Genomic DNA, 25,528 nt, shown 5'->3' with positions numbered 1-25,528 from the left:
GTCGGAGGCTGGCCCGCGCTGCGCGCGGGCAGCGGGCCGGCTGCGCCGGCCGGATCGGGCTGCGCCCGATCGGGTGGGGTGGCGGGCGCTGCTCGGGCTTGGGTAGTGGTGGGTCAACTCCGCGCTTCGCTGCGGAGTTGGGTGGGTGTCAGGGTGGGGCCTTCGACCCTGGGTGGAGTGGGGGGTGCTCGGGCTTCGCCCGGGCTGGCTGGGATGGTGGGTGGGGGCGCTTCGCGCCTTGGGGGGTGGAGAGGTGATGGGTGGTCATGGGGTGGGGGTCACTCGTTGGGGTGGTACAGGGGCGGGCTTCGCCCGTTCTCGTGCATCAAAGACAGCCGCCCGCTAGAGTCTGGAGCTGATGAGGGGCCCCGGGGGGACCCATAAAGCCCGCAGAAATAACCGTGCATAAAGCCTTACGGCGTCCGTTGATAGCAGCAGAAAATCAGGTCAGTAATGGCGGTCGAGTGTCGTGCTGTCAGCCTGGATCCGAGCGGGAGTAATCAACGGGAACGTTGGAGAAAGGGGCTCAACAATGGCGGCGAAGTTCCCATGGGGCCAGTCACCGCGTGCCCGGTGCCGGGCTGCGGCATCGCGGGGCCGGCCTTCGGTCGCGACGGTCAGGTTGCGAATGGATCCGGCGGGGTCGGGGCTCCGGAGGAGACCCCGCAGGGGCTCCCGCGCGGCTGGAAGCCCAGCACGCCCGGCGGAAGGGCACTCAACCCGCCGTCCGGCCGGGCGCAGCGAAGCGGGCGTGGCTACTGCCGGATCGGCCGCAGGCCGATGCTGTGGCACGGGCCTGGATGTCGGCGGAGGTGCTCCAGCAGGTGCTGGCGGGCTCCGGTACCCAGGGGGCGAGGGCAGTGCCGAGCGGGGCGACACAGCGGCTGGTGGCGCCCCGTGGTGGGCGGCTGACCTTGCGTCGCGGTGACGGCGTGTTGGTGCTTGCGCTGACGGTTGATCACCGATATCACGCGCGCGCACGTTCTAAGAGCTAGACCGCCGCATCGTTGCAGGTCAGAGCCTTGCTCGGGGGCCTGAATGTCAGCCCTGGACTGACATATCTGGGGTGCTGAAGTCAGGCGGTGCTGACGGATCACGGTGGTTTGGTGGCAGTAGTGCCACGGAACTGGTCGCGTGTGTCAGCGGACGTTATCCACAGGCGCCGTCGGTGATCGTGTTCCCCGGCACCGTCGTTTCGTCAGTCCTGGGCTGACATTGCGGGGAGTTCCGTGCGTGTCCTGCCACCAATGCGTGGCTGTACTGCCACGGTCGTGCCAAGATGCTGACGTCCAACCCGATCAAGGAGAGCCACGGCATGAGCGCAGGGTCCACGGACGGCAGCTCCGCTGCCCGGCTGCCGGAGCCGCAGCCGGCGCGAACCCGGCGCCGCCGTCCCAAGCCGCCGCCCACCTCGTACAGCCGGATTCCGAGCTCCAGCACCGTCGAGCTGCCTCCCGGCCACGCAGCCCAGGTCTTCCCGCTGCCGACCAGTACCGGGTTCGTGGGCCAGGAGTTCAGCATGGACTCGCTGGAGTTCATGCGCTGGGCCGCCCGGCGGTACGACAGCGACCGGTTCGTCCTGGTCGTGCTCCTCACCCTGATGGGCTGCCAGGAACCCGGCGGCCTCGTCGAGACAACGCACGAGGACATCGCCAACCACCTCGAGTACAGCCGGTCGCACATCACCCGGGTCTTCAAGGTCCTGGAGGCCGACGGGGCGCTGCGGAGCCTGCGCAGGGGCCTGTACCAGCTCAACCCCGCCGCGAGCCTGCGAGGGGGCCTGAAGAAGCCGCAGAAGGGCAAGAAGGCGGCTGCTGTGGGCAAGGGCGAGCGCGTCGAGCAGCTGGACCTGCTGCGCGAGATCCTGGACGATCCGGAGGCGCCCGAGGCGTTCAAGGCGATGGCGCAGCCGGGTGCCAAACTGGAACCGCGCAAGCCCGACCTCCTCGAAGGGAAGAAGTCATGAGCGTCACCACCGCCGAGGAGTGGGTCTCGCGTCGTCCCCTGTGGGGGAGCTTCAACGGGCTGGCCTACGTGCCGCGGCTGCCTCCCACCGCCTACACCCTGCTGCTACACCTGATGACCGAACAGGAGCCCGGCGGCCTCGTGGTGGCCACCCACGACGAGCTCGGCGCCGGGCTGGCGATGGGGCGCGACCAGATCAGCCGCGCCATGCCCTACCTGGTGGCCGCCCGGCTGGTCACCGTGGTGCGCCGCGGCCGCTTCCAGCTTCACCCCGCCATCGCAGCGTTCAACACGCCCAAGGAGCAGCAGCAGGCCATGCGGGCGCTGCCAGCCGGGATGCGGCTGGACGAGGGCGACTTCGAGGACGAGTACGAGCGCCGGCTGGCCCAACACCAGGAGGAGAAGGCTCGCAAGGCCGAGCGGCGCAGCAAGGTCGCCGACATCAGCCGGCCCCGGCTGAAGGCCGTGCCAAGCGCTGAATGACCTCACTCACCATGAGGGTACGAGCGGCCCCTGGGAGGGACGCCGGGGCCGCTCGTGTCTTTCGGGACAAGTGACCGGATCAGCCAGCTCTGGTGCTTCCCGAGTCGCTGACGATGTCAGCCGTGTCAGGTTCAATCGGACCGTGCTGCAGCTGGTTCACTCCGCCGACAACAACCCCGTCCGGCGCCTCCTGCGACGACGGGCCATTCCGCGGCTTGCCGCTCCAGGTATCGGCTACGTGTACGTCATCGGCTTCCTCGGGCCTGGGGCCGGCACGAAGGTTGGCTCTACGGCGTCGCCGTGGGACCGCCTCCTGACGCACTACTACACGGGCAAGTCGAATGGCCGTGAGGTCGACGGCATCTGGCTCTCCCCAGCACATCCGGACTTCCGGATCCTGGAGAAGAAGGTCCTTCAGAAATGTCGGCTTCTGTGCCCGCAGGCCAGCCCGCGTAGCGAGTACTTCCATGGCATGCCGTTCGAGCAGGCCCGCCTTGAGGCAGCCCGGGCCTATGGCCGCGGGAACATCATCGCGCCGACCTACCTCCACGACGGGGCAGCCGCAGGCGGGGACGAAGCCCTGTCCGGGCACATACGACGGCGCCTCCAGAAGGCTCCCAGCGTGGCCGACGCCTTCGTCGTCGACGACGCGCTGCGACAGCGTTTCCAGCAGGGGAGCGCCCGCACCCGCTTCCTCCGGCGGAATGATCCCGCTGAGTCCCTGGGCGCTTTGCTCCGCCTCTTCCAGTAGCAGGCCAGGCGGTCCAGGCCGGGCTAGGGCAAGTGTTGCCCCACGGCTGCTGTGCGCGGCAGGTGCTCCATGATCCAGCTCGGCAGCGGCGCCACCGGCAGGTCGCGTTCGACGACGTACCGGATGCCGCCGACGACGGAGCCGGGGCCGATGAGGTAGCCGCCGCTGCCCCGGCCTGGGCCGCGGACGTCGATGCCGGGCCCGAGCGCGGTCCGGCCGCCGGAGACGGACGCGATGGAGCAGGCGGGCGGCACACGGAAGTACAGGTGGGCCCCGCCCGACGCGCTGGTGACGGTCAGCGTGTCCGGCCACGGTTCGCCCAGGCGGTCGGCCAGGGCGGCGAGGACGTCCCGCCCGGCTCCCCCGACGTCCAGGTCCAGGCCGACGATGCGGCTGGCCCGGCAGCCGACGCCGATGTTGTCGCCCTCGCGCCACCGCTGGCGCACCTGGTCCGGGTCGGTCCAGCACCGCGCGCTCCAGCTGCCGGCCTCGGGACGGCGGCCGCCGGGCGGCAGCGCGAACACCGCCAGGCCCCGCACCGCCAGGTCGACGGCTGCCCCGGTGGTCGACACCGGATCAGCAGACACAGTGGTATTCATGGCCGGCGCCGCAGTCGCAGCAGTGGAAGCGGCCCTCGTCGAGGGGGTACCCGCAGTCGCAGTTCTCCAGGTCGTCCCACTCGTCCTGCATCGCGGCCGCCCAGGCCCGGTCCTGCTCCGCGAGGTGGGCGACGGCGTCCTTGTAGGTGTTCACGCCCGGGGTGTTGGCGAGCACGTTGCACAGCGCGGCGCGCTGGTACTCGTCGGGGTGGTCCAGCAGCGCGATGGCGTCGGCGTGCTTGACGCCGTAGGTGCTCTTCAGCGCGGCGAGCTGGGTCTTGCGGGTGTGGTTGATCGGCATGGCAGGCCCCTCCCAGGGCTGCGGCGATCCCGTGACCCGCCGCGCAGGAAGGCGACCGGAGAACAGCTGAGGTGGAGCAGCGGCTCGGCGCGTGGCACCTTCGGCCGCGTCCGGTCACGGGCCGGACGGATGCCGGGCCTGGCGAGCCGGGCCCACGGTCACTGACCGCCCGTCAACGGTAGCGGACCACGCCGACAGCACCCGGCTGAACGGGGCGAATCCAACCGGCGAGTCCGGCATGGTGAGGCTGCCCGCACGGGGCCGGCGTGGGGTCAGAGACCGAGCAGGGGTGCTTCGCCGAGGTGCTGGACGGCGGGGCTGCCGGCGAGCTGGCGCAGCAGGTAGAGGGTGCGCTCGGCGGTGGTGGGGGGTGCGGGCATGTGGTGCTGACCGGTGCGGGGGTCGAGGTCGGCGCGCCAGTCGAGCACGGCCCAGAGCATGGTCTGCTGGCGCTTGTAGCCGGAGGGGAACGGGTTGGGCCGGGTGACCTCCTTCAGCCGGTGCAGGGCGCCGAAGAACGGCGTGAACTCCGTGTCCCAGACCAGCACGTTGCGTTCCGCGAGGGTCTCGCGCAGGGCGGCGAGAGCGCCCTCGGGATCGACCGCGCCTTCGGGTACGCCCTTGGTGCGCGGGCCGACCAGGCGCAGCGTGGCGTCGTACAGGGTGGCGCCGGCCGTGTCGATGGCGGTGATGCGGGCGGCGGCGGGGGTGCGGGTCTTGCCGGTGTCGTTGGGCGGGCGGTGGGTGTACTCGACGGCGACGACGGCTAGGTGCTCGTCGTCCAGGAGTCGGGCGGCCCAGTCGGTGGCCGCGGTGGCCTTCTCGGCGGCGGCCTTCTGCTTGGCGCGCAGGCGGGCGATGTGGGCGCAGGTGCGGCACAGCAGCCAGCCGTCCAGCTTGGTGCAGGGGATCTCGGGGCGGGCGCCGCACTGCTCGCAGGTGCGGGTGCCGGTGGTGCGGCGGGCGGCGGCCGCGGCGAGCTGCGCCACGGTGGCCTTGGTCGGCACGGACTCGTGGATGTCGAACAGGTCGAAGGTGTCCTTGCGGCCCGAGGGGCTCTTCGCGGTGATGCGGGCGCGTACCGGCCCGCCGGGCTGGCGGGGCAGGTCGAGGTCGGCGAGCTGGGTCTTGGTGACCAGGTGGGCGGGCAGGTCGCCCCACCAGGTGTACGACGGGACCGGCTTCGCGGGCTCCGGTGTGGTCATGGTGCATCTCCCCTTCTCGGCTGTGCGGTTCAACGGCGGCCGCCACCAGGTGGTGGCGGCCGGTGGGTGGTCAGCGTCTACGGCTCCCGGAGCGGGGCCGGTGACGGGGTGACGAATGGGCCGGATTGTCAGCTCGTGTGGATGCCGTCGCCGTTGGCGCCGAACAGGTCTTCCACCGTGTCCAGGTCGAGGCCGGTGGCGATGTCGGTCAGATACTCCCGCTGCTCGATGGTGAGGCCGAGGCCGGGATCGTCGGCCAGCCGGACGAGCGCTGCGGCCACCAGACCGGGCGCGGCGGTGGTGAGGGCGTTGTGGAGCGCCTCTTGGCGGGCCTCGGCGGTACACGCGTCTTGGTAGTGGAGGGCGATCTCGAAGGCGTCGACAGCCCGTTGGGCCAGGCCTTGGTAGGCGAGGTTGTCGAGGGGGTCGGTGCGGCGGTCGCCGAGCATCGGCAGGAAGTGGGTCACGGCGGCTTGCTTTCCCTTCTGACGGGGTGGCGGTTCGGCGGGGGAGCACCGTCTGGTGGTGGCGCCCGGGCGGATGGCTAACGCCTCCACGGCTGCGGGGCCGGGGCGGGGGGCTTCGCCGGGGTGAGTGATTGGTCGGCGCAGCGGGTGATCTGGAGGTTGCGCACCGCGCACTCGGGGCCGCGGTCGAAGGCGACGACGTACGGGAACGGGGTCGGGTAGCGGCGGACCCTGGTGATGACGCCGAGGGCGCCGGCCGGGACGTCCACGCGGACGCGGGCGTCCTCCTCCCAGTACTCCTCGGCGGCCAGGTCCTCGTCGATCCACGACGCGTGTACCGGCTCCAGCAGCTCCACCCGGTCCCCCTCCTGAAGGCCGAGGCGGGCGGTGAGGACCTGGGACTGGTAGCGGAGCATCTGCGCGAACGCCCGCTCTCGCTCCACCGGGTCGGTCAGCGCGCCGGGATCCAAGACCAGTACGGGCGGGAAGCTGGGCGTGCCGAAGGCGGCCGGCCGGTGCCGTGTGCCCGGCCCGGCACTGGCCGGGAGCTGGTCGGGCAGGGGGACGGTGGTGGTGTCGGTGGTCAAGGGCTGGCCTTTCGGATCGCCAGGAGATGGTGTGTGGGTGAGGTGGCTCAGTCCATGCCGTCGGCGAGGAACCGCAGATGGTCGACCGCTTCGTCCCAGCCCTGGCCGTACCAGTACGGTCCGGTCAGCGCGGTCGGGTGGTGCGGGGTTGCCTCCAGCAGGTCGGCCGCGTGCCTCCACGAGGCGGCGAGCGCGGTCCGCATCCGGTCGAACTCCTCGACCAACGCGGCCAGCTCCGGGCCGGGCGGCAGCTGCGGGGCGACGTCGGCCGCCAGGTCGCGGCGCAGCCGGGCCACCGCGAGGCGGGCCAGGCGGGTGGTCTCCAGCTCCTCGCGCCAATCGCGCCCGGTCGGCTGCTGGCTCGGCTCGTCGGCGGCGGTGGCCGGCGCCGAGGCCGGCTGCTCCTGGCCGGCCTCGGGGGCGTTCATCGGCGGCCAGTCGCCCGCAGCCCGGCAGTCGTCGCGGTCGATGTGAAACCGCGGCACCTCTCCGGTGATCCGGTCCCCGCAGTGGGCGCAGCGCCACCGTGCCGGCGTCAGCTCCCACGCCGCTTCGAGGTCCTTGAGCTCCTGGGCGGCGTCGCCCTGGCCGTGGTGGCCGTCGTGCGTCATCGCGGCTCCGTCCTTGTCCGTGGAATTCGGTCGGATTTTCTGCGGTCGCGTGGTTCGGGAATTACTTCGGACTGCTGGGTTGCGGGTGTTGCTGTGAATTCGGTTCGGAAATTCTACTGGCTTCCGCGCGCCTCGCTTCGCGGTCGGTGGCGCCGGAAATCCGCCGCCGTGGTGCTGGTAGGCCGGTCGCGATTGGGCCGGACGAGACGCCGCTCGCCGACCGGGCAACGATCACCTCTCCGGCGCCACCGATCCGGAACCACTCGTCTGGACAGGCCAGTTGAGCGGCTCCGGTGATCGGCTCAGCTCAGGTCGAAGTCGTTGGGATCGAACTCGAAGTCGTCGGCCGAGAATCCACCGTAGGGACCGCCGTTGAAGTAGTCCGCGAGGGCCTGGCCGACGATCTGCCGCACCTCGACCTCGTCCTCGGCGATGGCCAGGGCGGCGGCCTGCTCGCCCGTCAGGTTCAGGTGGATGTCGCGGGCCCGGACCGCGTCCGAGCCGCGGATCTCGAACGTCACGGCCCGGCCGACCCGGGCGCCGATCCCGGAGATCGTGCCGCGCTGCGCGAGCTGCTTGGCCTTGCGCTCCCGGCCCCGCTCGGTGGTCTGCACGTCGACCGCCTCACGCTGCAGCCGCTTGGCGTCCTCTCCCTTGGGGTGGCGGGTGCCGTCGATCCAGCGCAGCACGGTGCGCGGCGCGACGCCGTAGGCAGCGGCCATGGCCTTGGTGTTCCCGCCGTACTTGCGCTCCCGCACCTGGCCGGCCTGGGTGGTGGACTGCACCGGCGCCTTCCGGGAGGGGAACAGCGCCTCGCGCACCCGGCCGAACAATCCGCCCGCCATCAGTTGCCGCCTTCCTCATCGTCATTGCCGGTGCCGGCAGCCTCGCCGTCGGCACCGGTCTGCTCCCCGATCGGGGTGCCGTCGGTGGTGTAGTGGTGGACCAGCTTGGACGGGTGCTCCCGGCGCTCCATCGCCTCGACCACGGCCTGGAGCGGGATCGAGGACTCGTGCTTGTGGCTGCCCGGCGCGATACCCAGGCGCAGCGCGCCGGGGACCGGGGTGCCGTCGTCCTTGACCGGCAGCAGCTCCAGCGGGGACGGGGCGTCGGTGGCGTACAGGTAGCTGTCCACGTTGACCGCGAACGGAGCCCGGCCGGTCAGCAGCAGGGTCTTGCGCAGGCGGCGGTGGGCGGCGATGCGGGCGGCGGCGATGACCTGGAAGCGCAGCGCGGGGTCGTAGGACCAGGACGCGGCGACCTTCTCCAGCCACGTCTGGTCGTCCAGGTGGCGGGCGGAGTCGGCCCACTTGCCGATCCCGCCCTTGTAGACGTTCTTGTAGGCCCCGGCGAGGACCAGGGCGTCCGCGCGGACCGGGTCGGTGCCGATGTCCTTGTGGACGGCGTAGGCGGCCAGGAACTCGGTCGGGCTCTGGCCATCGAACAGGCCCAGTTCGGCGTAGGCGCGCTTGTAGCCGCCCCGGATGTGGCCGGTCCACTCCTTGAGCAGCGGCGCGGTGTGGGCGGCCAGGTAGCCGGCGGTGATGGTGGACGGGTCGAAGCCATAGGTGGTGGCCATGTAGGCGACCGTGACAGTGGCGTACCAGCCCGGGCCGGTCGGGGGCCGGCCGTGGAAGGTGGCCGGGTGCGGCAGCAGCTCGTCCACCGCGATGCCGGTGAAATCCGCCCACCACAGGCCGGCGGCCTTGCCGTCCCAGGCCGGGTTCTCCACGTACTGGTACGGGCCGATGGGCAGGCGCAGTGAGTCGGTGACGGACAGGTAGGAGGCGCAGACGTCGACCGCGACCGCCCACGGACGCCGGGCCTCCTCGGTGGTGAGCTCGCGGGCCCACCACTTGTAGTCCTCTTCCTCGCACACCGCCTCGCCCTTGGAGAGCAGTTCGCGGGTGAGCGGGTGGCGGGCCCCGGCGGCCGGGGGCACGCACAGGTCGCCGCTGGGCAGGGCGCCCTCGCGCAGGTGCGAGGACCACTCCCCCGTCGTCTGGTCCTTGGTCCACTCCACGCGCGGGCGCACCGCGTCCAGGAGCAACATCGCGGTGGAGGCGGTGGTCGCGCCGGGGGCGACGCCCAGGTCGGTGGTGAAGGCGCGGTAGCGGCGGGCCAGGGTGAGCCCGTCCTTGGTGCCGTCGGGGGCGGTGGCCAGCGGGCCCGCGAGGGCGCTGACCGCCTGCTGGCGGCCGTCGCCCTGGCCCAGCCACGGCGCGACGGTGACCCGCACCGAAGTCTTCGGGCCGCCGGCCGACCCGGCGCGGCGGAAGGCGTGGAAGCTCGGGCCGATCTGGTCGGAGAGCTCCATGCCCACCGTGGCGGCAGCCTTCGCCATCTTGGCCTGGAGCGCGGTCAGGGCCTTCTCGGTGGTCGGCAGCGCGGCGGGCAGGCCGAGCTGCTTGAGCGCGGCGGCGGTCAGGCAGACCATGCCGTCGCCGCCGCGTCCGGCCGGGTGGGCGCGCTCGACGCGCAGCGGCAGCCCCGTTCCCAGCCACGCGAACCAGTCGGGCAGCTTGGTACCGGCCGGGACCGGGATCTGCGGGACGTCCAGCACCCAGCCACCGCCGTCGGCGACGTCCAGCGCGACCGCCGGCCACCAGCGCGCAGCAGCAGCGGACGGAGCAGCGGTCGGGCCGGAGGAGCGCGGCGCAGCCGGGCGGCCGGCGGGACGGGACGTCGCCGGGCGCGCCTTGGCCGTCGGAGCCGGGGACGCGGTGGGCGCGGGCCGGACCGGCACCGAGGCGACAGGAGTAGGAGCGGCCGGGGCCGGGGCGGTCGGAGCCTGGCCCGCCGGAGCCGGGGCAGGCTGCTGGACGGCCGTGGCGGCGGGGCGGCAGTACCCGCCCAGGTGCATCGGGCGGCCCTGGGCGCGGTAGACGGAGGGCTGGCCGCACTGCACGCACGGCGCGGCATCGCCCATCACCAGCGAGCCGTCCGGGTTCTGGTCGAGCAGCGGGACCACCAGGCCGTCAGCGGCCTCCTGGGCGGGTGCCGGGGCGGTGAACGCCTGCGGTACAGCCGGGGCGGGAGCAGCTGCGGGCTGCGCGGCGGGGAAGCGGGCGGCCAGGCCGTCGAGCAGCCTCCCGTAGGCCGGGGCGATGTCCGGGCCCGGGACGGCGCTGCCGTCCTCCCAGCCCTTCACCAGGGCCGAGTCCACCCGCAGAGCCGCGGCGATCTGCGCGGGCGTCAGCCCGGCCGCCAGGCGCAGCCGTGCCCGCTCGGCCGGGGCCGGCAGGCCGGTGTTCACGGCTGCCAGCAGGGCGTCGACGGAGTTGAACAGGTCGTCGGACATCGGGCGATGCTCCTCAGCGTCCGTTGGGTCGGGTCGGGTCGATCCGGGGGTCGCCGAACAGGGCGTCGAAGACCTCTTCGGTGAGGCAGGCGATCGGGCCCTGCTCGGGGCGCAGGGTGTAGCCGGCGGTTCGTCCGAGGTCGGCCACCGCGATCGGGACCTGGGGGCGGTAGTAGAACTCGAGCTCCCGGCCGGCGAACTCCGTGGGCTCGACCACGCCCTGCGCGGGGTTGAACGGCAGGGTGAACGAGGGCAGGCCGGCCACGTCCTCCTCGGCGGCCAGGTACAGCACGCCGTCGTCGGTGGTGCGGAACGCCACGGCCAGGTCCACGCCGCCGGCGCGGCGGTCGCGCGGGAGCCCGTGGCCCTCCAGGACCCGGCCGAGCTGGGAGGGCGCCATGGCGGCCGCGATGCCCAGGGCGCGCCGGTTGGAGTAGCTGTCGCTGGCGTCCGCGCGGGACATGGCCAGCTCCTTGACCACGTTCAGGTGCTGGGTGACGCGGCTGATGCAGGCGACCAGGGCGGTCAGGTCGTCGAAGGCGGAGGCCTGCGGCGGCTCCACCAGGCGCTCGCCGCGCAGGGCCGCGAGCAGCGCCTGGGCGAGGTCGTCGTGCACCTCGACCCGCTCGCCGCCGATGCTGATTCTCACGAGACAACTCCCAAACAGTAGGACATAACCAAATGCTACGCCCGTCCACTCTTGGAGTCAAAGAGGAAAGGGCGCGCGGTACACGCCCGCGCGCCCGGCCTCCCGGCGCTACTCGCCGCCGGCCTCCCGGCGGGCCGGGCACGACTGGCAGCAGCACCGGACCGCCGGCTGCTCCGCGACCGGACGGCGGCGCAACTTGCGGACGGCGCCGACAGCGTTGGCGAGACCCGAGAGAGTAGAGCCGGCGTACTGGACGGCGTGGGCGAGCTGGGCGGCCTGCGGGCCGGACGGATCGGCGGCGGCCTCGGCGAGGAAGCGCACAGCGGACTGAACGGGCGTCATCACGCCCTCCTTCGAAGTGAGGTGTGTACCTTCACCCCTTCAAAGGGCTCAGAGTCCACGGGACAGGACCCGAGCGTGAAATCGTCTATGGCCTGGGGCGCAGCACCACGATCGCCTACGGAATTTTGGAACCGGTAATGCCCGCGGCCGCGGCGCCCCGTTCCCGTGTCCGGGCGGGCTGCGGCGCGTTGGCAGGGCGTGACGAAGACCGCCTCCCTGCCCGGTCCGCGCCGACGCGGACCCGACGGCCGCTTCCCCGCGTACCGCGGCCACACCTGCCAGCCCTACACCGGCCACGAGGACTCCCCGTACTACGACGGCCCGGTGGACGACCCCGACTTCCAGCTCACCTTCAAGCGCAACCCCTGGTGCTGGTCCCCCGAGCTCGGCTTCCACCACGCCCGCACCCCGCACATCCCGGAACGCCTGACCGGGCTGACGAACGGGAAGTTCGTCGGACCGGCGGGCATGAACATGTGGCAGGCCGTCCGGCTCGGCGCGGGCTGGGGCACCAACGACGGCGGCTCGTACCAGGGACGGTGGAAGGAGCAGACCTGGCGGGTCATGGTCGCCGTCGACTACCAGTGGAGCGGTGACCTGGAGCCGGTCGCCCACCTCGGCCGGCTCATCGGCGCCCTCGTCGACGGCGGCGGCCAGCAGCGCATCGCAGGCAACGACGAGCTGCTGCGCGGCTGGTTCCGCGACTGCACCCGCGACTTCCTCCCCCACCCGGTCATGGGCGCGTGGAACGACGTCCTGCTGCGGGCCTGCAACGGCCAGGCCAACCTCGACCAGGACGGCGACTGGGTCAGCGCCCAGAAGCCCGCCCCAGTGCCGCGGCGACGCGGGGAACCCGAGCCGTGGGAGTACCGGATCGACCTGTGGAACAACCTGGTCGGCATCGCCGCGCACCCCGGCGGCATGCGGATCGTCAGCGAGGTCTACAAGCTCACCAAGCCCACTCCGGAGCAGGCCATGGGCTGGATGACCACTGCCGTCCGGCACGCCCTGCGCTGGGGCCAGGTCGATGCCACCACTCCGCTGCGGCCGCCGGCCGACGAAGACGAGGACGAGGACGACTGACGACGCGGGCCCCGGCCACGGCTCCGGAGCCGACCAGAAGTCAGGGGACCAGGCGCAGCAGTGCCGTGGCCATGGCGATCAGCACCTCGGCCTCGGCCCGCGTGTAGGTGAAGGTCTTGGTGAGGGTGTCCTTGTGGAGGGCGCCGCTGGCCTGGTCGGCGAGAGCGGAGCGGATCCAGGCCCAGCGCTCGTCCTGGGTGCGCTGCTCCTTGCTCTTGCTCTGCCCGGGCCAGTGCCAGCCGCTGTTCTGCTCGACGTACTCCAGGGCGCGCCGCGCGTCGAGGATCGCGCCGTCGATGTCGTTGCCGCCGAGGCGGCGCTGCGCCGAGCGCAGGTAGTCCACGGCCTCCTGGCGGGGCCCGTCGCCGGCGGGGAACGGGATGGACTGCTCGAAGGCGAGCGCGGGGCCCAGGCTCTCCAGCTGCTGGCGCCAGCGGCTCTCGGCGACGCTGATGCGCACGCTGGCCTCGCTGCCGCCGGGGCATCCGGTGGCCTGCGGCAGGACGGCGCGGACCTGGAGCTCCAGGTGGAGGTCGCCGCTGCGCTGGGCCTCCAGGGCCAGGATCTGAGCGCTGGTCAGCAGGAAGCGCAGGGTGGGCCGCTGAACGCCGCCGGGCACGAAGGCCAGGGAGTGGGTGGCCGAGCCGAGCCAGGCCTTCGGCTTGGGCTCCTGGGGCGCGAACAGGTCCGTCTCCAGCACGATCAGTCGGCCGGCCTGGTCCGACTGCGGGATGTGGACCGCCAGCTGGAGCTGGAAGCAGTGCGTCCCCGCCGCCTTAAGGATCATCAGGCTGTTCTCGCCGACATCCACCGCGAACGTCCCGATCTCCTTGTCGAACCGCAACTCGTCCATGCCGCGCCATCCCGTCGTTTTCCCGAATCGTGCAGTGATTCTGGCGCGTGTCGGCTGTCAGCGGGAGGAATTTCGGGCGGCCGGGCTGCGTACGGGCCCGGCCGCCCGAGGGCTTCACCGTGCGGTGCCCAGACCGTGGGGGTGTTCTTGCCGGGCGGTGTGGAGCAGGCGCAGCCGCGCGCCCGGGTCGGGGCGCTCGGCGGGTCCAACGAGCGGGCGCCCGGTTGGGCAACGGGCGGTCAGCCGGCCGCGGTGGCGCGGGCGGCGACGGCCAGGCGCAGCCGGTCGGCGAGGTCCGCGCGCTCGTCGGGGGTGTAGGCGAGTACGCCGTTGCCGAAGGCGAGGGCTTCGAACTGCTGCTGTTCGTAGGGGATGCCGTGGGGCAGGCGGGCGATGTGCCAGTGGAGGTGGCTGTTGCCGGTCTGGGAGCCGAGGGAGAACAGGTAGGTGCGCTCGCCGTCGAGGACGTCTTCGGCGGCCAGGGCGACCAGCCGCACAGTGCGCATGATGGCGAGGTAGTCCTGCTCGGTGAGGTCGGTGACGACGTGCTCCAGGTGCTGCTTCGGGACGACCAGGAGCCTGCCGGGCAGGACCGGCCACTTGTCCAGGAACGCGAGGTGCTGCTCGGTCTCGTAGACGATCTCGTGCGCGTAGGCCGGGTCTCCGTCGACCAGGCGACAGATGAAGCAGGGCCCGTGCTGGGCCTGCTCGCTGTAGGTGGCCGTGTCCATCGGCCGGCGCTCCATGCGCTTCCCCTTCCCGTGTGTTCCCGCCGGTGCGGGCAGTGGTCGGTGACGGGTCCGGCGCCGCGAGGCGGGCTCACGGCGCCGGACCAGGCGGTCAGATCAGCTGGGCAGGGTCGTCCAGCCAGGCCTGCCAGCCGTCCGGAGTGACAGTCAGTCCGAGGCGCTCGATGCCGGGCTCGCCCGCCTCGTGCCACCAGGCGAGGGTGCGCTCGAAGTCCGGCCACAGGCGGCGGCCGCCGTACTGGCGGACCTGGTGCTCGTCCTCGCCGTCTCGGAAGGTCGTCGCCGACCAGGCCGGGGTGGTGAGGGAGTAGAGCCACAGGGTGCGGGCGCCGTCGTCGTGCCGCTGGATCGCGTGGACGACGTCGCGCAGGCGCAGACCAGCGGCGAGCGGAAACGGGTCGAACTTGCCGTGCGGCGGCAGGACGGCGGTGGTGGTGGACTCGGCGACGGTGCCGCCGTCCGGCGGGTTCTGCGGCCAGCGCAGGCGTTGGGCGCGCATCTTCATGAACTCCACCGGCTGGAGGAACGGGCCGCTCGCGGTGCCGTCGCCGCTCACGGTGAGGCGGACCAGGGCGTCGGAGTAGTGGGTGCCGAACGGGGCCAGGATCAGCCCGCCGGGGCGCAGCTGCTCGATCCACGCGCGCGGGATCTGGCGCAGTCCGTAGGGACCGACAGGGTGCGGGCGCCGTCGTCGTGCCGCTGGATCGCGTGGACGACGTCGCGCAGGCGCAGACCAGCGGCGAGCGGAAACGGGTCGAACTTGCCGTGCGGCGGCAGGACGGCGGTGGTGGTGGACTCGGCGACGGTGCCGCCGTCCGGCGGGTTCTGCGGCCAGCGCAGGCGTTGGGCGCGCATCTTCATGAACTCCACCGGCTGGAGGAACGGGCCGCTCGCGGTGCCGTCGCCGCTCACGGTGAGGCGGACCAGGGCGTCGGAGTAGTGGGTGCCGAACGGGGCCAGGATCAGCCCGCCGGGGCGCAGCTGCTCGATCCACGCGCGCGGGATCTGGCGCAGTCCGTAGGTCGCGGTGATCCGGTCGTACGGGGCGCCTTCCGGGTAGCCGAGCGCGCCGTCCGCGCAGACGACGGTCGGCCGGTAGCCGGCCCCCTCGAGTGCGGCGCGGGCCTGGGCGGACACGGCGGGGTCGATCTCGACGGTGGTCACGTTCGCGTCGCCGAGCCGGTGGCTCAGCAGCGCGGCGTTCCAGCCGGTGCCGGTGCCCTGCTCCAGCACTCGCATCCCCGGCTCGGCCTGGAGGTCGTCCAGCATGGAGGCGACCAGGGAGGGCATCGAGGCGGAGCTGGTGGGCACGGTGCCGGGCTCGGCGCCCTGGTGCTCGCCGTCGTCCCACTGGGTGACGATCGGGATGTCCGCGGCGGCCGCTGCCAGCCAGCCGGCCTCGTCGGCGGTCCGGTCGACGGGTCGGCTCTTCCCAGTGGCCATGTCGTGCGCCCAAATCAGGTCCGGCAGGAACAGGGCGCGCGGGACGGCGTCGAAGACCGGTGCCCACGTGTCGGGGACGGGGAAGGACCGCCCCGGCGCGGGGCGGCCCTCCTGCTCAGGTGCGAGCGTCACTTGCGGTGTCCCCCGTCCCCGGGCGGGGTGCTGCCGTCTGGGGACGGCGGGTCGGACGGCGGCGTCCACGGCGTGCCCGGGTGCCCGTCCCCCTCGCCGCCACCGCCGCCAGACCCTCCGCCGCCGTGGCCTCCGTCGACGTCCATGCCGACCTCCCTTGTCCCTTGTCGTCGCTGTGATGGTGTCCTCCCGGAGCCCGGGAGGAGTAGAGGGTCGCTCCGGCGCACCGGGGCACTGGCGGGCCCTACCCCGGACCGGGCGAGCGGGTGTGCAGGTCCGCGTGGACGGTCTTGCCGAGTGCCTCCAGGCTCGCGCCCCAGTGCCCGCCGGTCAGGCGGTGGACCAAGGCCAAGCCGCGGCCCGACTCTGCCAAGGAGCCCGCCTCGATCAGGCACGGCAGGGCCCGGGAGCCGTCCCGGACGCTGATCCGCACGCACCGATCGGTGACCCGCTCGACGGTGACCGTCATCTTTCGCCGGCAGCCGGTCCGCACCGCGTTGCCGACCAGCTCGCTGACGATCAGCTCGCCCGCCTCGACCAGGTCCTCCAGCCCCCAGCTGCGCAAGGCGGTGCGCACCAGGCGCCGGCCCGCGGCGGCGGACTGCGGCTCGTAGGGCAGCAACACCTTGACGGCGTCGGCGACCGGGGGCCGCACCGGCGCTTCGACGGTCGTGGTCACCAGGCACCTCGCATCCGCCAGCACCCGGGTTCGGCCGGGGCCGGTGGGCGAGTTATGGGGTGCGCGGCCACGGCGGGTACTCCGCTCTCTCGTCGGCGGTGACGGCTGCGCCCACCTGACGGGGGGCGGGCGGGCGCAGCGGCCCCGGCTCGCCCGCCGGGCCCGGGTGTCCGGTCCGTCACGGCGGGCGACGGATCGACGGTAGGGAGTGACCGGCCGGACACTCAACGCGTTTGCACGCGTTTGCAGGAATTCAGTCCAGGGAGTCAGCGGCCCGGGAGATCAGGGCCCGCGCCTGCGCGCCGTAGACCGCGAAGTCCTTGAGCCGGTCGAACGCGCTCGCGTAGAGCGTGAGCTCGCTGGGCGTGGTGACGGTCACCTGGGCGGACAGCAGCTCCACCCCGGCCTCGGCGTCGTCGAAGATGTTGAACGTCTCCACCGGCCACATGGTGCGCTGCGCGGTGAACGGGATGACGCCGAGCGAGACGGCCGGCAGCGCCATGGCGGCCCGCAGGTGCTCCAGCTGCTCGGCCATCGTGTCGGCGGTCCCGAGGCGGTAGTAGAGGACGGACTCCTCCACCAGGATCGCGAAGCGGTGGTGGCTGGTGCGCACGACGCGGGATCGGGCCAGGCGCGCCTTCACGGCGTCGGCAACGTCGTTGGGGGTGCGGCGGAAGTCGGCGACCGTGGAGAGCAGTGCGGTGGCGTACGCCTCGGTCTGCAGAACGCCCGGCACGACGCGGGAGGAGTAGGAGCGGAAGTGTCGGGTGCGCTCGTACAGAGGTGCCGCGGACTCCTGGAGGCGGCGCAGGCCGGTGCGGGTGAGGCGGCGCCACTCGACGTACATGGAGTCCACGGCGCGGTTGGCGGCGATCAGGTCCTCGGCCTGGTCGTCGGCGCCGCAGGCCTGGCACCAGGTGCGGATGTCGGCGTCCGAGGGCGCGGTCTTGGCGTTGATGATGCGGGAGGTCTTGGCACCGTTCCAGCCGCACCGGGCGGCCAGCTCCTGGCCCTGGAGGCCGGCGTCCTGCATGATCTCGCGCAGCCGCGCGGCGACGGCCAGGCGGGCTTCCTGGGCGCTGGAGGACGGGGAGGCGGGCACGGGTGCTGGTCGTCCGGTCCGGGGTCAGACGGTGTACTGCTCGTGCGGGATGCCGCGCTCCCAGACGGCCTCGAACGCGTCTCCGCAGAGCTTGGCCACGGCAGGGTCCTCGCACATCTCCGGCCCGCCGGAGGCCCCGTCGCCGGTGAAGTGGTTGAACCGCACGATCGTCTGGTCGAACAGCCAGAAGTCGTTGCCGGGCAGCGCCAGGTCGGAGGCCCGGCGACGCGGCAACCAGCGGACCTGCTCGCCGGCCGCCAGGTTCACTACGGTCCCGGCGTGCTCGTAGCGGATGTACTCGGTGACCGGCTCGGAGACGATCCGGGCCCGGCGCACCACGACACCGCGGGCGACGGCGGCCCGGATCATCGACACCCAGCCCGACCAGCCCTCGCCCTCCGGGTCGAGGTCCGGATGGACGCCGGTCCGCTGGAACTGCTCGAACTCGGCGGCTTCGCCGGCGATGCCGTAGGAGTCGCGCATCTCCAGGTGCACCGCGGAGTGCCGGGCACCGGCCAACAGCTCAGAGAAGGCCGTCACGTTCTGCATCGTCGAGCGCCTTCCTGATGATCTGCGCCATGCGCAGCGGGATGCGGGTCACGTTCTCGTGGTCGGGGGTACCGACGGAGTGGCCGGGCACCCACTCGGTCGTACCGATCTCCGTCAGGAGCTCCTCGCCGGGCTTGAGGCCCTGGACGACCAGCTCCCTCTTGGCGTCGTCCACCCACACCATCGGGCTCTCGTCCTTGCCGGTGTTGGGGTCCACCCCGGCGAACCGTAGCGTCATGATGCCCTCCCGTACCAAGTCGGTTACACGGACTTGCACGACGCTCCACCAGGAGGTGACAGGGCGTCAAGGGCGCGCGGGAGCACGCGACAGGTCCCGGCGTCGAACCTTTCCCCGGGATGGTGGCCATATCTTCGCCGCGCAGCCGCCTACGGGCGAGCGGCCTGGATCGCCTCCTGCAGTGCGGTGAAGGCCCGCTCGACGTGGGCCCGCACGCTGTCCCAGGCGATGGCGAAGTCGTTGATCGGGAAGGTGAGACCGAGGTCCTTGTGCGCCTCAAGCAGGTCGGGGGCCGGCCTGGTGTGGATCGTGGAGTTCCGCAGGAGCCGGACCTGGTCCAGGGTGTGCACGACGGCCTGGACGGCGGCCTGGTCGATGGCGGGCAGGATGGCAACTAGGTGCTGCTCGATCCGTCCAAGCGCGTGCGACGGGTTCTTGCCCGGCACCTTCAGTTTGCCGAGGATCTCGGCCAGGACGGTCACGCCGGTTATGAAGTCGGCCTCGGTCGCCGCTGGCAGCGCCAGGAGGCTGGAGCGGTCCACCGGCGGCCGCTCCACCAGCGAGTCGCCGGTGACCAGCTCGTAGGTGACGTCCAGGAAGTTGACCGTGCGCAACAACGCCCGCGGCTCCCCGTACGGCAGCGTGTCCAGCGGCTCGGGCTGGGTGAGGGCGGCCGCAACGGCCGCGATGTAGTCGTCGGTGGTGTGGAAGTCGGCCGTGGTGAGGTAGCCCAGCGTGCCGTTGCCGGTGTCTGTGTCGGGTGCGGGGGAGAACCGCAGTCCCGGCCACTCGTGGTCGGCCACCGCGGCCGCCCAGGGCAGGAACATGGTGCCGTCACCGAAGCGATGGACGGCGTCCGCGAGGTCCATGTTGAGGTTGAGCACCTCGAAGGGGTGCTCAAGGATGCGCTCCTGGTTCTTCGTCAACGCCCGCATGTAGGCAAGCAGCGCCCGGGCGACCCCCACCGAGATCCCTTCGCGGACGTGGTGCAGGCCGGCAAGGGTCAGCCAAACCTCGGCCTCGGGCACGATCCGCGTGCCCTGGTGCTGCCAGCCGACAGCGCCGGACCCCTGGGCGGTCAGGTGGTGCCCGACGGTCGGGAAGCTGCGCAGCACGGCCGCAGCATCGTGGCCCTTGCGGCGCATGACGTACTCGACATAGGCGAAGACCGGGAACTGCTTGCCAGACACAAACGGCCTCCAGACCGTTTCCACCAGCAGGTTCTGGGGTGCGTCCAGGGGTTCCAGAAGCTTGCTCAACACCGTCTCCAGAGTTCTCGGATGGGGCACCCTCGCCTACCCGAAGCGCGCCTCGCGCGCTCATCCTCCTCCCGGTCCGGCCCGGATGTCCCTGCTCTACTGTGGGCGCCAGCCCGGGGATCCCCAGGGCGGGGTCACTACAACGCCCAGTCAAGAAGGCCCGGTTCGCGGGTGCCGCGAAATGGTCCAAGCTTCGGAAGGCTGATTGCGTCCCCGGTGTCTGATAGGGCCGCGATTTCTTCGGCCTCGTCGGGGTGCCCTATCACGCATTTGATGTTGCTGTGTCCCCATGAGCAGGCGTTGGCAATAGCCATGCTGGCGGGGTTGAGCGTTCGTTCAGCGATCGGCCCGTCCTCGTAGTCCTCGCCAGGCAGGGCGGTGTCGAGTGCCATGAGTACGGCCAGGTTCCCGGACAACGGGAAGAGCAGGCCCCGCGTGGCTCTGATGGGATCTTGAAAGCCGGTGTAGCCCTTGTCGTTGAGAACGAAGCGCTGGGCTGGAGCGGCGCGGCGGATCACCGCGTAGCGGGCCTGGGCCAGGAATCGGCGGGATTCCTGATGGGTGCGCTGACGCTCGCGCTGGATATGATCGCGCAGCGGGGTAGTCCCATGCTGGCGGATCAGGTAGGCGGTCGCGACGCGGTCGAAGTCGGGGCTTCGGACGGACTGCGCCTGGATGTGGAGCAGGATGATGTGCCAGTCAGCTCGGCTGAAGGTTCCCGCTTCGAGGGCCTGGACGGCGCCTGGAAGAGCCGTTTCATAGCGCTGCCAGAGAGTCTCGGCGAAGTCCGCTGGCAACTCCTCGTACGGTTCATCGACGTCATACAGGCCGTTCTGAACTGCGACTTGGTCGGCCCGAATAGGGCCCCGCAGCTTCCCGGGCTCGTCCCGCCTGCGCATGAGCACTGAGGCGTAGCGTGCGCCCGACTGACGGGCGTCGGGTATCCCGAATCCGCCTATCAAGGCAGCCGGGAGGTAGTGGGGTCGTTGAACCTTCGCGCTGTTCATGGGTAGAGATTCTGCTCTCGGTCGGGAGGCTGGTCGGCCGCGTCAGCGGGGTGGGCGTGGCCGGCCGACCGTAGTGCTGCTCGGGTGAAGTGAGGACGGCCGGGTGCAGAGTGCCATGGCTGGAGGACAGCTGATCCGTTGGTCCGACACGCGCTGATGCTGCTTGCTACGGACCCGCTGGTCATGTTCACTCGTGCCCGGCCCATCGGTGGCCCTACCGAGCGAGTACCCGGCACGCCCTCGCATCCCCCGGTAAATGGATCCACAGATCCGCCGTCTCGCTACGTCGTCAGCTCCGAGTCGCAGCACCCATCCATAGCGCCAGGGCCGGGCGGTGCAGGAGGGACCCACCATGACCCGGGACAAGCTCGACCGACTGGCCGACCTGCGCGCGGCCTGCACGCTGGAGAAGCACGCCGAGGCCCGCCGCCAGCTCACCCTGCTGGGACCGACTCCATGGCCTGTCCCCACAGCAGCGGACCCTGACCAGGAGCGGCTGGAACGCTGGATTTTGCACCGGTGCGCGTGGCCCAACGGCATCACCGCGTATCCCTTCGGCTTCCAGCACGTCACACCTGAGCCCGATCATCTGACCATCCATGTCGAGTCCAACCCCGAGCACGTACGCGAACTGGTCAAGGAACTCCTGCCGAACGAATACGAAGGGGACCTCGGCGGCGTCCCGGGCCTGCGCGCCGGCCGTGACAACACCGGGGCACCGCTCCTCTACCTCGCCGGCACCAGAGCTAGCGTCACCCTGCGCGGAATCGCCGCGAAGGACTGGCAGGTCGCCGTAACCGGCTGGCGCTCCCACCTCGCCAGCATCGGCGCCCGGCCCCTGTGGGACATCTCGCCCACCGCCATGTCCATGGAGGAGAGCGACCTCCTGCAGTGGTTCGACCCGCCAAGCACGGTCAAGCGCCCTTGCTGGCTGGCCAGTGCTCTCCTACGCCGGATCGGGACTTTCACTGCGTCCGGCCTGCCCGCCCGGCTCACCGGCTGGACCACCGGCGGGACACAACATGACCGGTGGAAGTTCGAATTCGAGTTCATCCCAGGTCACCGGCGCGCGCACGAGCGTGTACTGAACCTTCTCACCCACCCCGAGGTCGGCCTTCCCCTGCGCGTCACGAAAGACGTCTGCAGCTGCCGCTCCGGCCACGGCCACGGCTGCTGGGCAACGCTGCAAGCGACCAGCGGCCACCAAGGGAGCGTCCAGCTCCTCTTCCACGACTGCGACCCAGGCACCGTGACCTCCTGGGAGAGCCGGTGGCCAGCCCAGTTCGCCCAGATCCGAGCCGGCAACAGCGCCAAAACCGCCGACAGAGCAGCCGCGGACTGTGGCAGCCCCCAGGAGAACCCCAGCTGACGGCCCTCCAGCTCAGACTCGCGGCTGAGCTTCCCGCGTCGCCGCGCTGTCGCTCCCGCCAGGCAGGATCGCCGCCGCCGCACGCGACGGCGGCGAGCAGCTCGCGGGACCGGATTCTGTGCCGCCATCGCGTCTGCGATGTAAACGCCGTTTACGTTCCGCGCCGGTTCAGTCCATCGTCAGCCTGTCGAGAATGATGGTCAGCTCTTCCTCGGTGCAGCCGAGACGGAGCGTGTTGGCCCAGTCCACGGCGGTAAGCCCAAGCTGAAGGACCCGAGTGCGTGCCGCGTCCGCGGCCTCATCGATATTGCTGCGCTGCTCTGGGAGGTCTGCGGTGCTGGCGTGGTCCTTCGCAGCGGTTTCGGCGGCAGCCTCTGCGGCATTGCTGGGGCGTTCCGCGCCGGCAGGTGCTGCCTCTGAAGGAGTGGGGCCCTTCTTCTCGGCGTGCCTGGTCTTTGCGGAGGCCTTGGCCTCCCGTTTGGCCGCTGTGGCCTGCTTTGCGGCCTCCGCCTCCTGCTTCTGCTCACCGGCAGTCAGCTTGCCTGCTCGTGCCTGGGCGCCGATCCTCCGGGCGTCTTCGAGTTGCAGCTCGCCCCGGTCGGTCTGCTCTTGCAGTTCTGTGGTGAGGTGCAGGAGAGCCAGGCGCTGGCCCACCCATGCTGCGGACTTGCCGAGCTTCCGGGCTGCCGCAGCCTGGTTGCCCTGGCAGACGGTGCCGAGAAGCTGCTGGATGGCCTGAGCCTCTTCAAAGGGATCAACGTCTTCGCGCTGGATGTTCGCAACGAGTGACGCCTCCAGCAGATCCGCTGCTGTGGCCGCCAGGTCGTCGTTCAGGTCGACGCGCAGCTCTTCCAGCCCGACTCGCTGGGCAGCCAGTATGCGCCGGTTGCCGTCCAGCGCGACGAAGTCGGCGGTGCCAATGTTCTTGAGCTGCTCGGGGTGTGCGTCCAGGAACGCAGCCCGGCTGACGACGGTGATGGGGACGATCTGGCGGCGCGCCAGACTCGCACCGAGCTCGTCGAGGGTCTCATCAATGATCGTCTTGCGCGGGTTGAGTGGGTTCTGGGCGATCGATGCGACAGGGGCTCGCGAGGCCCGCCGGACTCGCCCGGTCGCGTCGAGGGCCTCGCTGCGCGCGATGGCTTCCTCCTGGCCGCGCCGGTCGTTATGGCCGAGTGCGCCGAAGGAACCGCCTCCGCCGGCGAGCTTCCTGGCGATGCTCATCCGAGCCTCCTGCGGATTTCGCGCATGCGCTGCGCCTGGGTGGATGTGGGTGCGTACTGCAGCAGCGGCTGCTTCAGGTGCACGGCCTCACGCTGTTCCTTCAAGTCAGGGATGACGGCGAGCACAGCCGGATCTCCTAGGGCTTGCCATTCATCCAGCGAGTGTGTGGCGACGTACCCCTTGCGCTTGTCGTACTTATTGACAACCAGTCCGAGGCGATCGATATCGACTTCGTAGTCCAGGCACACAGTGCGGATCTGGCCGTCGAGCATGACGTACGCGTCGGCGGAGGAGTCCTCGGCCTCGACAGGGATGAGGACACCTGATGCCTTTTTCGGCTCGTTCTTACGCCGGTGGGCGTAGTAGAGGCCGGCGTCCATAGCGAGACCCAGGTTGGGCGGAGCGTCGACCACGATCACATCGAAGTGCTTCTCCAGTGGGGCAAGTGCCCTCTGGAGGCTTGTCTCGCGAGGACCGCGGACCGAGCCCAGCCGGGAGTCGAGCAGGAAGGCGTCAAAGCTGGACGGCAGGAGACACAACCGCCCATCGAACAGCTCTGGTGCGATCGGCACAACCTGGTCGAGCAGGTTCCCGGTGACCCGCTCGCGGTCGACCATGTGGGTCACCAGGCTCTCGGTGCCTGGGGCGATCTGCTTGACGCCGAGTTGCGCTGTGAGGTGACCTTGCGGGTCGTAGTCGACCAGAAGGGTACGGAGGCCTCGAATCTCGGGCAGCCCCATGGTCTTGCCGGGCATCGCCTTGGTCTCGGGCAGGCCGAGCGCTATGGCTTGGCCGATGCCGGCCGCGACGGTGGTCTTACCGACCCCACCCTTCTGGTTGCAGCACACAATCCGGCGCGTGTACTGGGGGATCGTCAGCTCGGTCAGCGGTACACCGTGCGAGTCGACCCAGACGCGGATTGCCTGGGCGAGACCCTGGACGAAGGAGATCCCGCGGTTGGCGCAGTCGGCCTTTACGGCATCGGGCAGACCGGCGGGCAGCCAGGTGTTCCAGCTCTCCGCACCAGAGGTGTCGACATTCGGGTTCTGCTCAGCAGGACGGGCACGCCACTGCTCGACGGCTTCCCTGACGGCGACCTGCATGTCGATGCCGAGTTGGGCAGCCCGGGTCTTGAGTTCTTGACGGAGCGACGCCGGCAGCTTGGAGGTCACTTTCTCCCTGGCGCCGTCGTGGTTTGGAGATGCCATGACGTCACCTTAGTGGCGCAGCTGAGTCTTTCGGACATCGGGGGCTGACGTGTCGCACAGGCCCGATGTAAACGGCGTTTATGTTTGCACCCGCCGGGACGGGCTGTGGACTGACCGAAGGTCGGTGGTCCAGCGGCCGAACGGCCCGACCCGAAACACAAAAAGGGGCTCGTCCCGAGGCGCGCACAGTGGCGTGGTCCAGGCCGATCGTCTCGGCGAGGGTGGTGAGGACGGCGGTCCAGTCCCGGTCGAAGTGCACGGCCTTGTCACAGATGTAGCAGGCGGCGCCGAGCGTGATGTTGGTGACCAGGACTTCGCTCCGCTTCTGCCTTGTTCGGGCAACAGAGGTGTCCCTCGTTGGCGCTGTTGCACTGGCCTGGCCATCAGGCTGAAGCCTCCTGGTGTCAGATCCGCCTCCTGATCCGGCTCCGCAGCGCCTGACAGGATTCTCCTCAGGCCAGGAGGGGATATGTTGATTCGACCTGATCGTGGGGCTACCGGGTTCTGGAGCCAGCGGAATGAGCCGCTTCCGAAGACGGATGTAGCGCTGTTCCGACATGCCTGCGCGGAAGCTGCACGCGGAAGCCAGGCTCGGCTCGGCGAACTTGTTCCGGCTGGGATGTCGACGTTTCACTGGCTCTCGATCTCGGACCAGCGTGAAGTGCATGTCGTGCTCTGCCACGTCCATCTCCCGCTGGTTGCCTTCACTCACGTGCTTCCGCAACCGGGGCAGCCGGTGGCCGGTTTCGTGGACGCGCGGATGTGGGCCGGAGGCTTCGAGGGCGCTGGCTTGCGTCTTCTGACGGTCCAGGAACTCGGCACACCGATGGATCAGGTGGATCTCCGTAGCCTCTCCAAGGCCGAGCTCGCGCAGATCCGCTACTGGCGTCCTGAGGTACTCAGCGACCTCCTATTCAACTGGTGGGACTGAGTTCCTCCGCTGGACCAGGCGAAGGCTATCCAGGAGCTTGTGAAGGTCCACGACTCGCAGGGACAGGTGGCCAAGCGTCTCGGGAAGACGCCGGCCTGGGTCTCGCAGCGACTCGCTCTCCTGGAACTCACCCCTGAGCTGCAAGAGAAGGTTGAGACCGGTGAGCTGAAGGTGGAGCCGGCTCGCCGTATCGGCCGGCTGCCCAAGGAGCAGCAGGCCTCGGCTGCGGCGGAGACTATTAACGCCGTTAACACCCTCCGGCGGCGCTCCCCGCGTCGGGAGCCGAGCACCGAGCAGCCAGCTCCGACCGTTAACGCCGTTAATACCTCTCCAGCGGGCCCACAGCCGGAGGGTCCCCTCGGATCCACCGTTAACGCCGTTAATACCCCGGCAGAGCCGGAGGCCCCAGCCACGCAGCAGATTGTGATCCCGCTAGCCTCT

At 70.9% G+C, this 25,528-nt stretch carries 29 protein-coding genes; 7 read left to right on the top strand and 22 right to left on the bottom strand.

Translation table 11 applies throughout. The features are described from left to right. The first annotated feature begins 1,315 nt into the window (after nt 1–1,315). The 3 genes from ACSMTC_RS40620 to ACSMTC_RS40610 all read left to right on the top strand — a co-directional run bounded on the left by ACSMTC_RS40620 (nt 1,316) and on the right by ACSMTC_RS40610 (nt 3,199). Entirely contained in the window at nt 1,316–1,966 is a 651-nt protein-coding gene (locus ACSMTC_RS40620) for a helix-turn-helix domain-containing protein (RefSeq protein ID WP_436565165.1), read from the top strand. Next, complete coding sequence (locus tag ACSMTC_RS40615) at nt 1,963–2,448, top strand: hypothetical protein (protein WP_436565164.1); 486 nt, start codon at nt 1,963–1,965, stop codon at nt 2,446–2,448. Before ACSMTC_RS40620 ends, ACSMTC_RS40615 begins: the two co-directional genes overlap by 4 nt. A gap of 142 nt (nt 2,449–2,590) precedes the next feature. Then, the gene (locus ACSMTC_RS40610) at nt 2,591–3,199 is read left to right on the top strand and encodes a GIY-YIG nuclease family protein (protein ID WP_436565163.1); all 609 of its coding nucleotides are present in this window, start codon (nt 2,591–2,593) and stop codon (nt 3,197–3,199) included. Nucleotides 3,200–3,222: 23 nt separating this feature from the next. On the opposite strand, the gene ACSMTC_RS40605 is transcribed toward ACSMTC_RS40610, so the two are convergent. The 10 genes from ACSMTC_RS40605 to ACSMTC_RS40560 form a co-directional block, all read right to left on the bottom strand. Then, nucleotides 3,223–3,771 (bottom strand): bifunctional DNA primase/polymerase, encoded by a 549-nt coding sequence (locus ACSMTC_RS40605; protein ID WP_436565162.1) that lies wholly within the window; start codon nt 3,769–3,771, stop codon nt 3,223–3,225. A gap of 4 nt (nt 3,772–3,775) precedes the next feature. Continuing rightward, nucleotides 3,776–4,099 carry a hypothetical protein gene (locus ACSMTC_RS40600; RefSeq protein WP_436565161.1) on the bottom strand — a complete coding sequence of 108 codons (324 nt, stop codon included), beginning with the start codon at nt 4,097–4,099 and terminating at the stop codon, nt 3,776–3,778. A 272-nt stretch (nt 4,100–4,371) separates the two neighbouring features. Beyond that, nucleotides 4,372–5,304, bottom strand: coding sequence for a hypothetical protein (locus ACSMTC_RS40595; protein WP_436565160.1), 933 nt, complete (start codon nt 5,302–5,304; stop codon nt 4,372–4,374). 128 nt (nt 5,305–5,432) lie between these two features. Continuing rightward, nucleotides 5,433–5,771 carry a hypothetical protein gene (locus ACSMTC_RS40590; RefSeq protein WP_436565159.1) on the bottom strand — a complete coding sequence of 113 codons (339 nt, stop codon included), beginning with the start codon at nt 5,769–5,771 and terminating at the stop codon, nt 5,433–5,435. 77 nt (nt 5,772–5,848) lie between these two features. Then, complete coding sequence (locus ACSMTC_RS40585) at nt 5,849–6,358, bottom strand: hypothetical protein (protein ID WP_436565158.1); 510 nt, start codon at nt 6,356–6,358, stop codon at nt 5,849–5,851. 47 nt (nt 6,359–6,405) lie between these two features. Next, a complete protein-coding gene (locus tag ACSMTC_RS40580) occupies nt 6,406–6,969 on the bottom strand; it encodes a hypothetical protein (RefSeq protein WP_436565157.1) in 564 nt (187 codons plus the stop codon). A gap of 302 nt (nt 6,970–7,271) precedes the next feature. Continuing rightward, entirely contained in the window at nt 7,272–7,814 is a 543-nt protein-coding gene (locus ACSMTC_RS40575) for a hypothetical protein (protein ID WP_436565156.1), read from the bottom strand. Beyond that, nucleotides 7,814–10,270 carry a hypothetical protein gene (locus tag ACSMTC_RS40570; protein ID WP_436565155.1) on the bottom strand — a complete coding sequence of 819 codons (2,457 nt, stop codon included), beginning with the start codon at nt 10,268–10,270 and terminating at the stop codon, nt 7,814–7,816. The genes ACSMTC_RS40575 and ACSMTC_RS40570 overlap by 1 nt, the downstream gene beginning before the upstream one ends. Nucleotides 10,271–10,283: 13 nt before the next feature. Next, the gene (locus tag ACSMTC_RS40565; RefSeq protein ID WP_436565154.1) at nt 10,284–10,919 is read right to left on the bottom strand and encodes a hypothetical protein; all 636 of its coding nucleotides are present in this window, start codon (nt 10,917–10,919) and stop codon (nt 10,284–10,286) included. A 108-nt stretch (nt 10,920–11,027) separates the two neighbouring features. Beyond that, nucleotides 11,028–11,261 carry a hypothetical protein gene (locus tag ACSMTC_RS40560; protein WP_230055454.1) on the bottom strand — a complete coding sequence of 78 codons (234 nt, stop codon included), beginning with the start codon at nt 11,259–11,261 and terminating at the stop codon, nt 11,028–11,030. Between the two features lie 198 nt (nt 11,262–11,459). Between ACSMTC_RS40560 and ACSMTC_RS40555 the strand changes: the two genes are divergently transcribed. Further along, nucleotides 11,460–12,344 (top strand): hypothetical protein, encoded by an 885-nt coding sequence (locus tag ACSMTC_RS40555; protein WP_436565153.1) that lies wholly within the window; start codon nt 11,460–11,462, stop codon nt 12,342–12,344. Between the two features lie 40 nt (nt 12,345–12,384). Here the strand turns inward: ACSMTC_RS40555 and ACSMTC_RS40550 are convergent, their stop codons facing one another. The 10 genes from ACSMTC_RS40550 to ACSMTC_RS40505 all read right to left on the bottom strand — a co-directional run bounded on the left by ACSMTC_RS40550 (nt 12,385) and on the right by ACSMTC_RS40505 (nt 20,355). Next, entirely contained in the window at nt 12,385–13,197 is an 813-nt protein-coding gene (locus tag ACSMTC_RS40550) for a hypothetical protein (protein ID WP_436565152.1), read from the bottom strand. A gap of 239 nt (nt 13,198–13,436) precedes the next feature. Further along, nucleotides 13,437–13,928, bottom strand: coding sequence for an HIT family protein (locus ACSMTC_RS40545; RefSeq protein WP_436565151.1), 492 nt, complete (start codon nt 13,926–13,928; stop codon nt 13,437–13,439). Between the two features lie 109 nt (nt 13,929–14,037). After that, entirely contained in the window at nt 14,038–14,502 is a 465-nt protein-coding gene (locus ACSMTC_RS40540) for an HAD family hydrolase (RefSeq protein ID WP_436565150.1), read from the bottom strand. Nucleotides 14,503–14,552: 50 nt separating this feature from the next. Further along, nucleotides 14,553–15,521 carry a methyltransferase domain-containing protein gene (locus ACSMTC_RS40535; RefSeq protein WP_436565149.1) on the bottom strand — a complete coding sequence of 323 codons (969 nt, stop codon included), beginning with the start codon at nt 15,519–15,521 and terminating at the stop codon, nt 14,553–14,555. 244 nt (nt 15,522–15,765) lie between these two features. Then, complete coding sequence (locus ACSMTC_RS40530) at nt 15,766–16,200, bottom strand: ATP-binding protein (RefSeq protein WP_436565148.1); 435 nt, start codon at nt 16,198–16,200, stop codon at nt 15,766–15,768. Between the two features lie 253 nt (nt 16,201–16,453). Continuing rightward, nucleotides 16,454–17,302 carry a helix-turn-helix domain-containing protein gene (locus ACSMTC_RS40525; RefSeq protein WP_436565147.1) on the bottom strand — a complete coding sequence of 283 codons (849 nt, stop codon included), beginning with the start codon at nt 17,300–17,302 and terminating at the stop codon, nt 16,454–16,456. 24 nt (nt 17,303–17,326) lie between these two features. Beyond that, complete coding sequence (locus ACSMTC_RS40520) at nt 17,327–17,851, bottom strand: DUF6879 family protein (RefSeq protein ID WP_436565146.1); 525 nt, start codon at nt 17,849–17,851, stop codon at nt 17,327–17,329. After that, on the bottom strand, nt 17,826–18,089 hold the full coding sequence (locus ACSMTC_RS40515) for a hypothetical protein (protein WP_436565145.1): 264 nt from the start codon (nt 18,087–18,089) through the stop codon (nt 17,826–17,828). Before ACSMTC_RS40515 ends, ACSMTC_RS40520 begins: the two co-directional genes overlap by 26 nt. 149 nt (nt 18,090–18,238) lie before the next feature. Next, nucleotides 18,239–19,279 (bottom strand): hypothetical protein, encoded by a 1,041-nt coding sequence (locus tag ACSMTC_RS40510; RefSeq protein WP_436565144.1) that lies wholly within the window; start codon nt 19,277–19,279, stop codon nt 18,239–18,241. A 206-nt stretch (nt 19,280–19,485) separates the two neighbouring features. Continuing rightward, nucleotides 19,486–20,355 carry a hypothetical protein gene (locus tag ACSMTC_RS40505; RefSeq protein WP_436565143.1) on the bottom strand — a complete coding sequence of 290 codons (870 nt, stop codon included), beginning with the start codon at nt 20,353–20,355 and terminating at the stop codon, nt 19,486–19,488. 352 nt (nt 20,356–20,707) lie between these two features. Between ACSMTC_RS40505 and ACSMTC_RS40500 the strand changes: the two genes are divergently transcribed. Next, a complete protein-coding gene (locus tag ACSMTC_RS40500; RefSeq protein ID WP_436565142.1) occupies nt 20,708–21,724 on the top strand; it encodes a hypothetical protein in 1,017 nt (338 codons plus the stop codon). 168 nt (nt 21,725–21,892) lie between these two features. Here ACSMTC_RS40500 and ACSMTC_RS40495 read toward each other — a convergent pair whose 3' ends face one another. Both ACSMTC_RS40495 and ACSMTC_RS40490 read right to left on the bottom strand, forming a co-directional pair. Continuing rightward, complete coding sequence (locus ACSMTC_RS40495; RefSeq protein ID WP_436565141.1) at nt 21,893–22,948, bottom strand: ParB/RepB/Spo0J family partition protein; 1,056 nt, start codon at nt 22,946–22,948, stop codon at nt 21,893–21,895. Continuing rightward, nucleotides 22,945–24,156: a ParA family protein gene (locus ACSMTC_RS40490; RefSeq protein ID WP_436565140.1), complete on the bottom strand. Its 1,212-nt coding sequence runs from the start codon at nt 24,154–24,156 to the stop codon at nt 22,945–22,947. The genes ACSMTC_RS40495 and ACSMTC_RS40490 overlap by 4 nt, the downstream gene beginning before the upstream one ends. 469 nt (nt 24,157–24,625) lie before the next feature. Here ACSMTC_RS40490 and ACSMTC_RS40485 point away from each other — a divergent pair, with 469 nt between their 5' ends. Together ACSMTC_RS40485 and ACSMTC_RS40480 are read left to right on the top strand one after the other, a co-directional pair. After that, nucleotides 24,626–25,087: a hypothetical protein gene (locus ACSMTC_RS40485; RefSeq protein ID WP_436565139.1), complete on the top strand. Its 462-nt coding sequence runs from the start codon at nt 24,626–24,628 to the stop codon at nt 25,085–25,087. 39 nt (nt 25,088–25,126) lie between these two features. Continuing rightward, nucleotides 25,127–25,528 (top strand): ParB/RepB/Spo0J family partition protein (locus ACSMTC_RS40480; protein WP_436565138.1); only part of this gene is annotated, 402 nt, incomplete at its 3' end.

This window comes from Kitasatospora sp. HPM-01-4 (assembly GCF_051374625.1).
GTDB lineage: Bacteria > Actinomycetota > Actinomycetes > Streptomycetales > Streptomycetaceae > Kitasatospora.
This window is presented reverse-complemented; position numbering and strand designations above follow the sequence as displayed.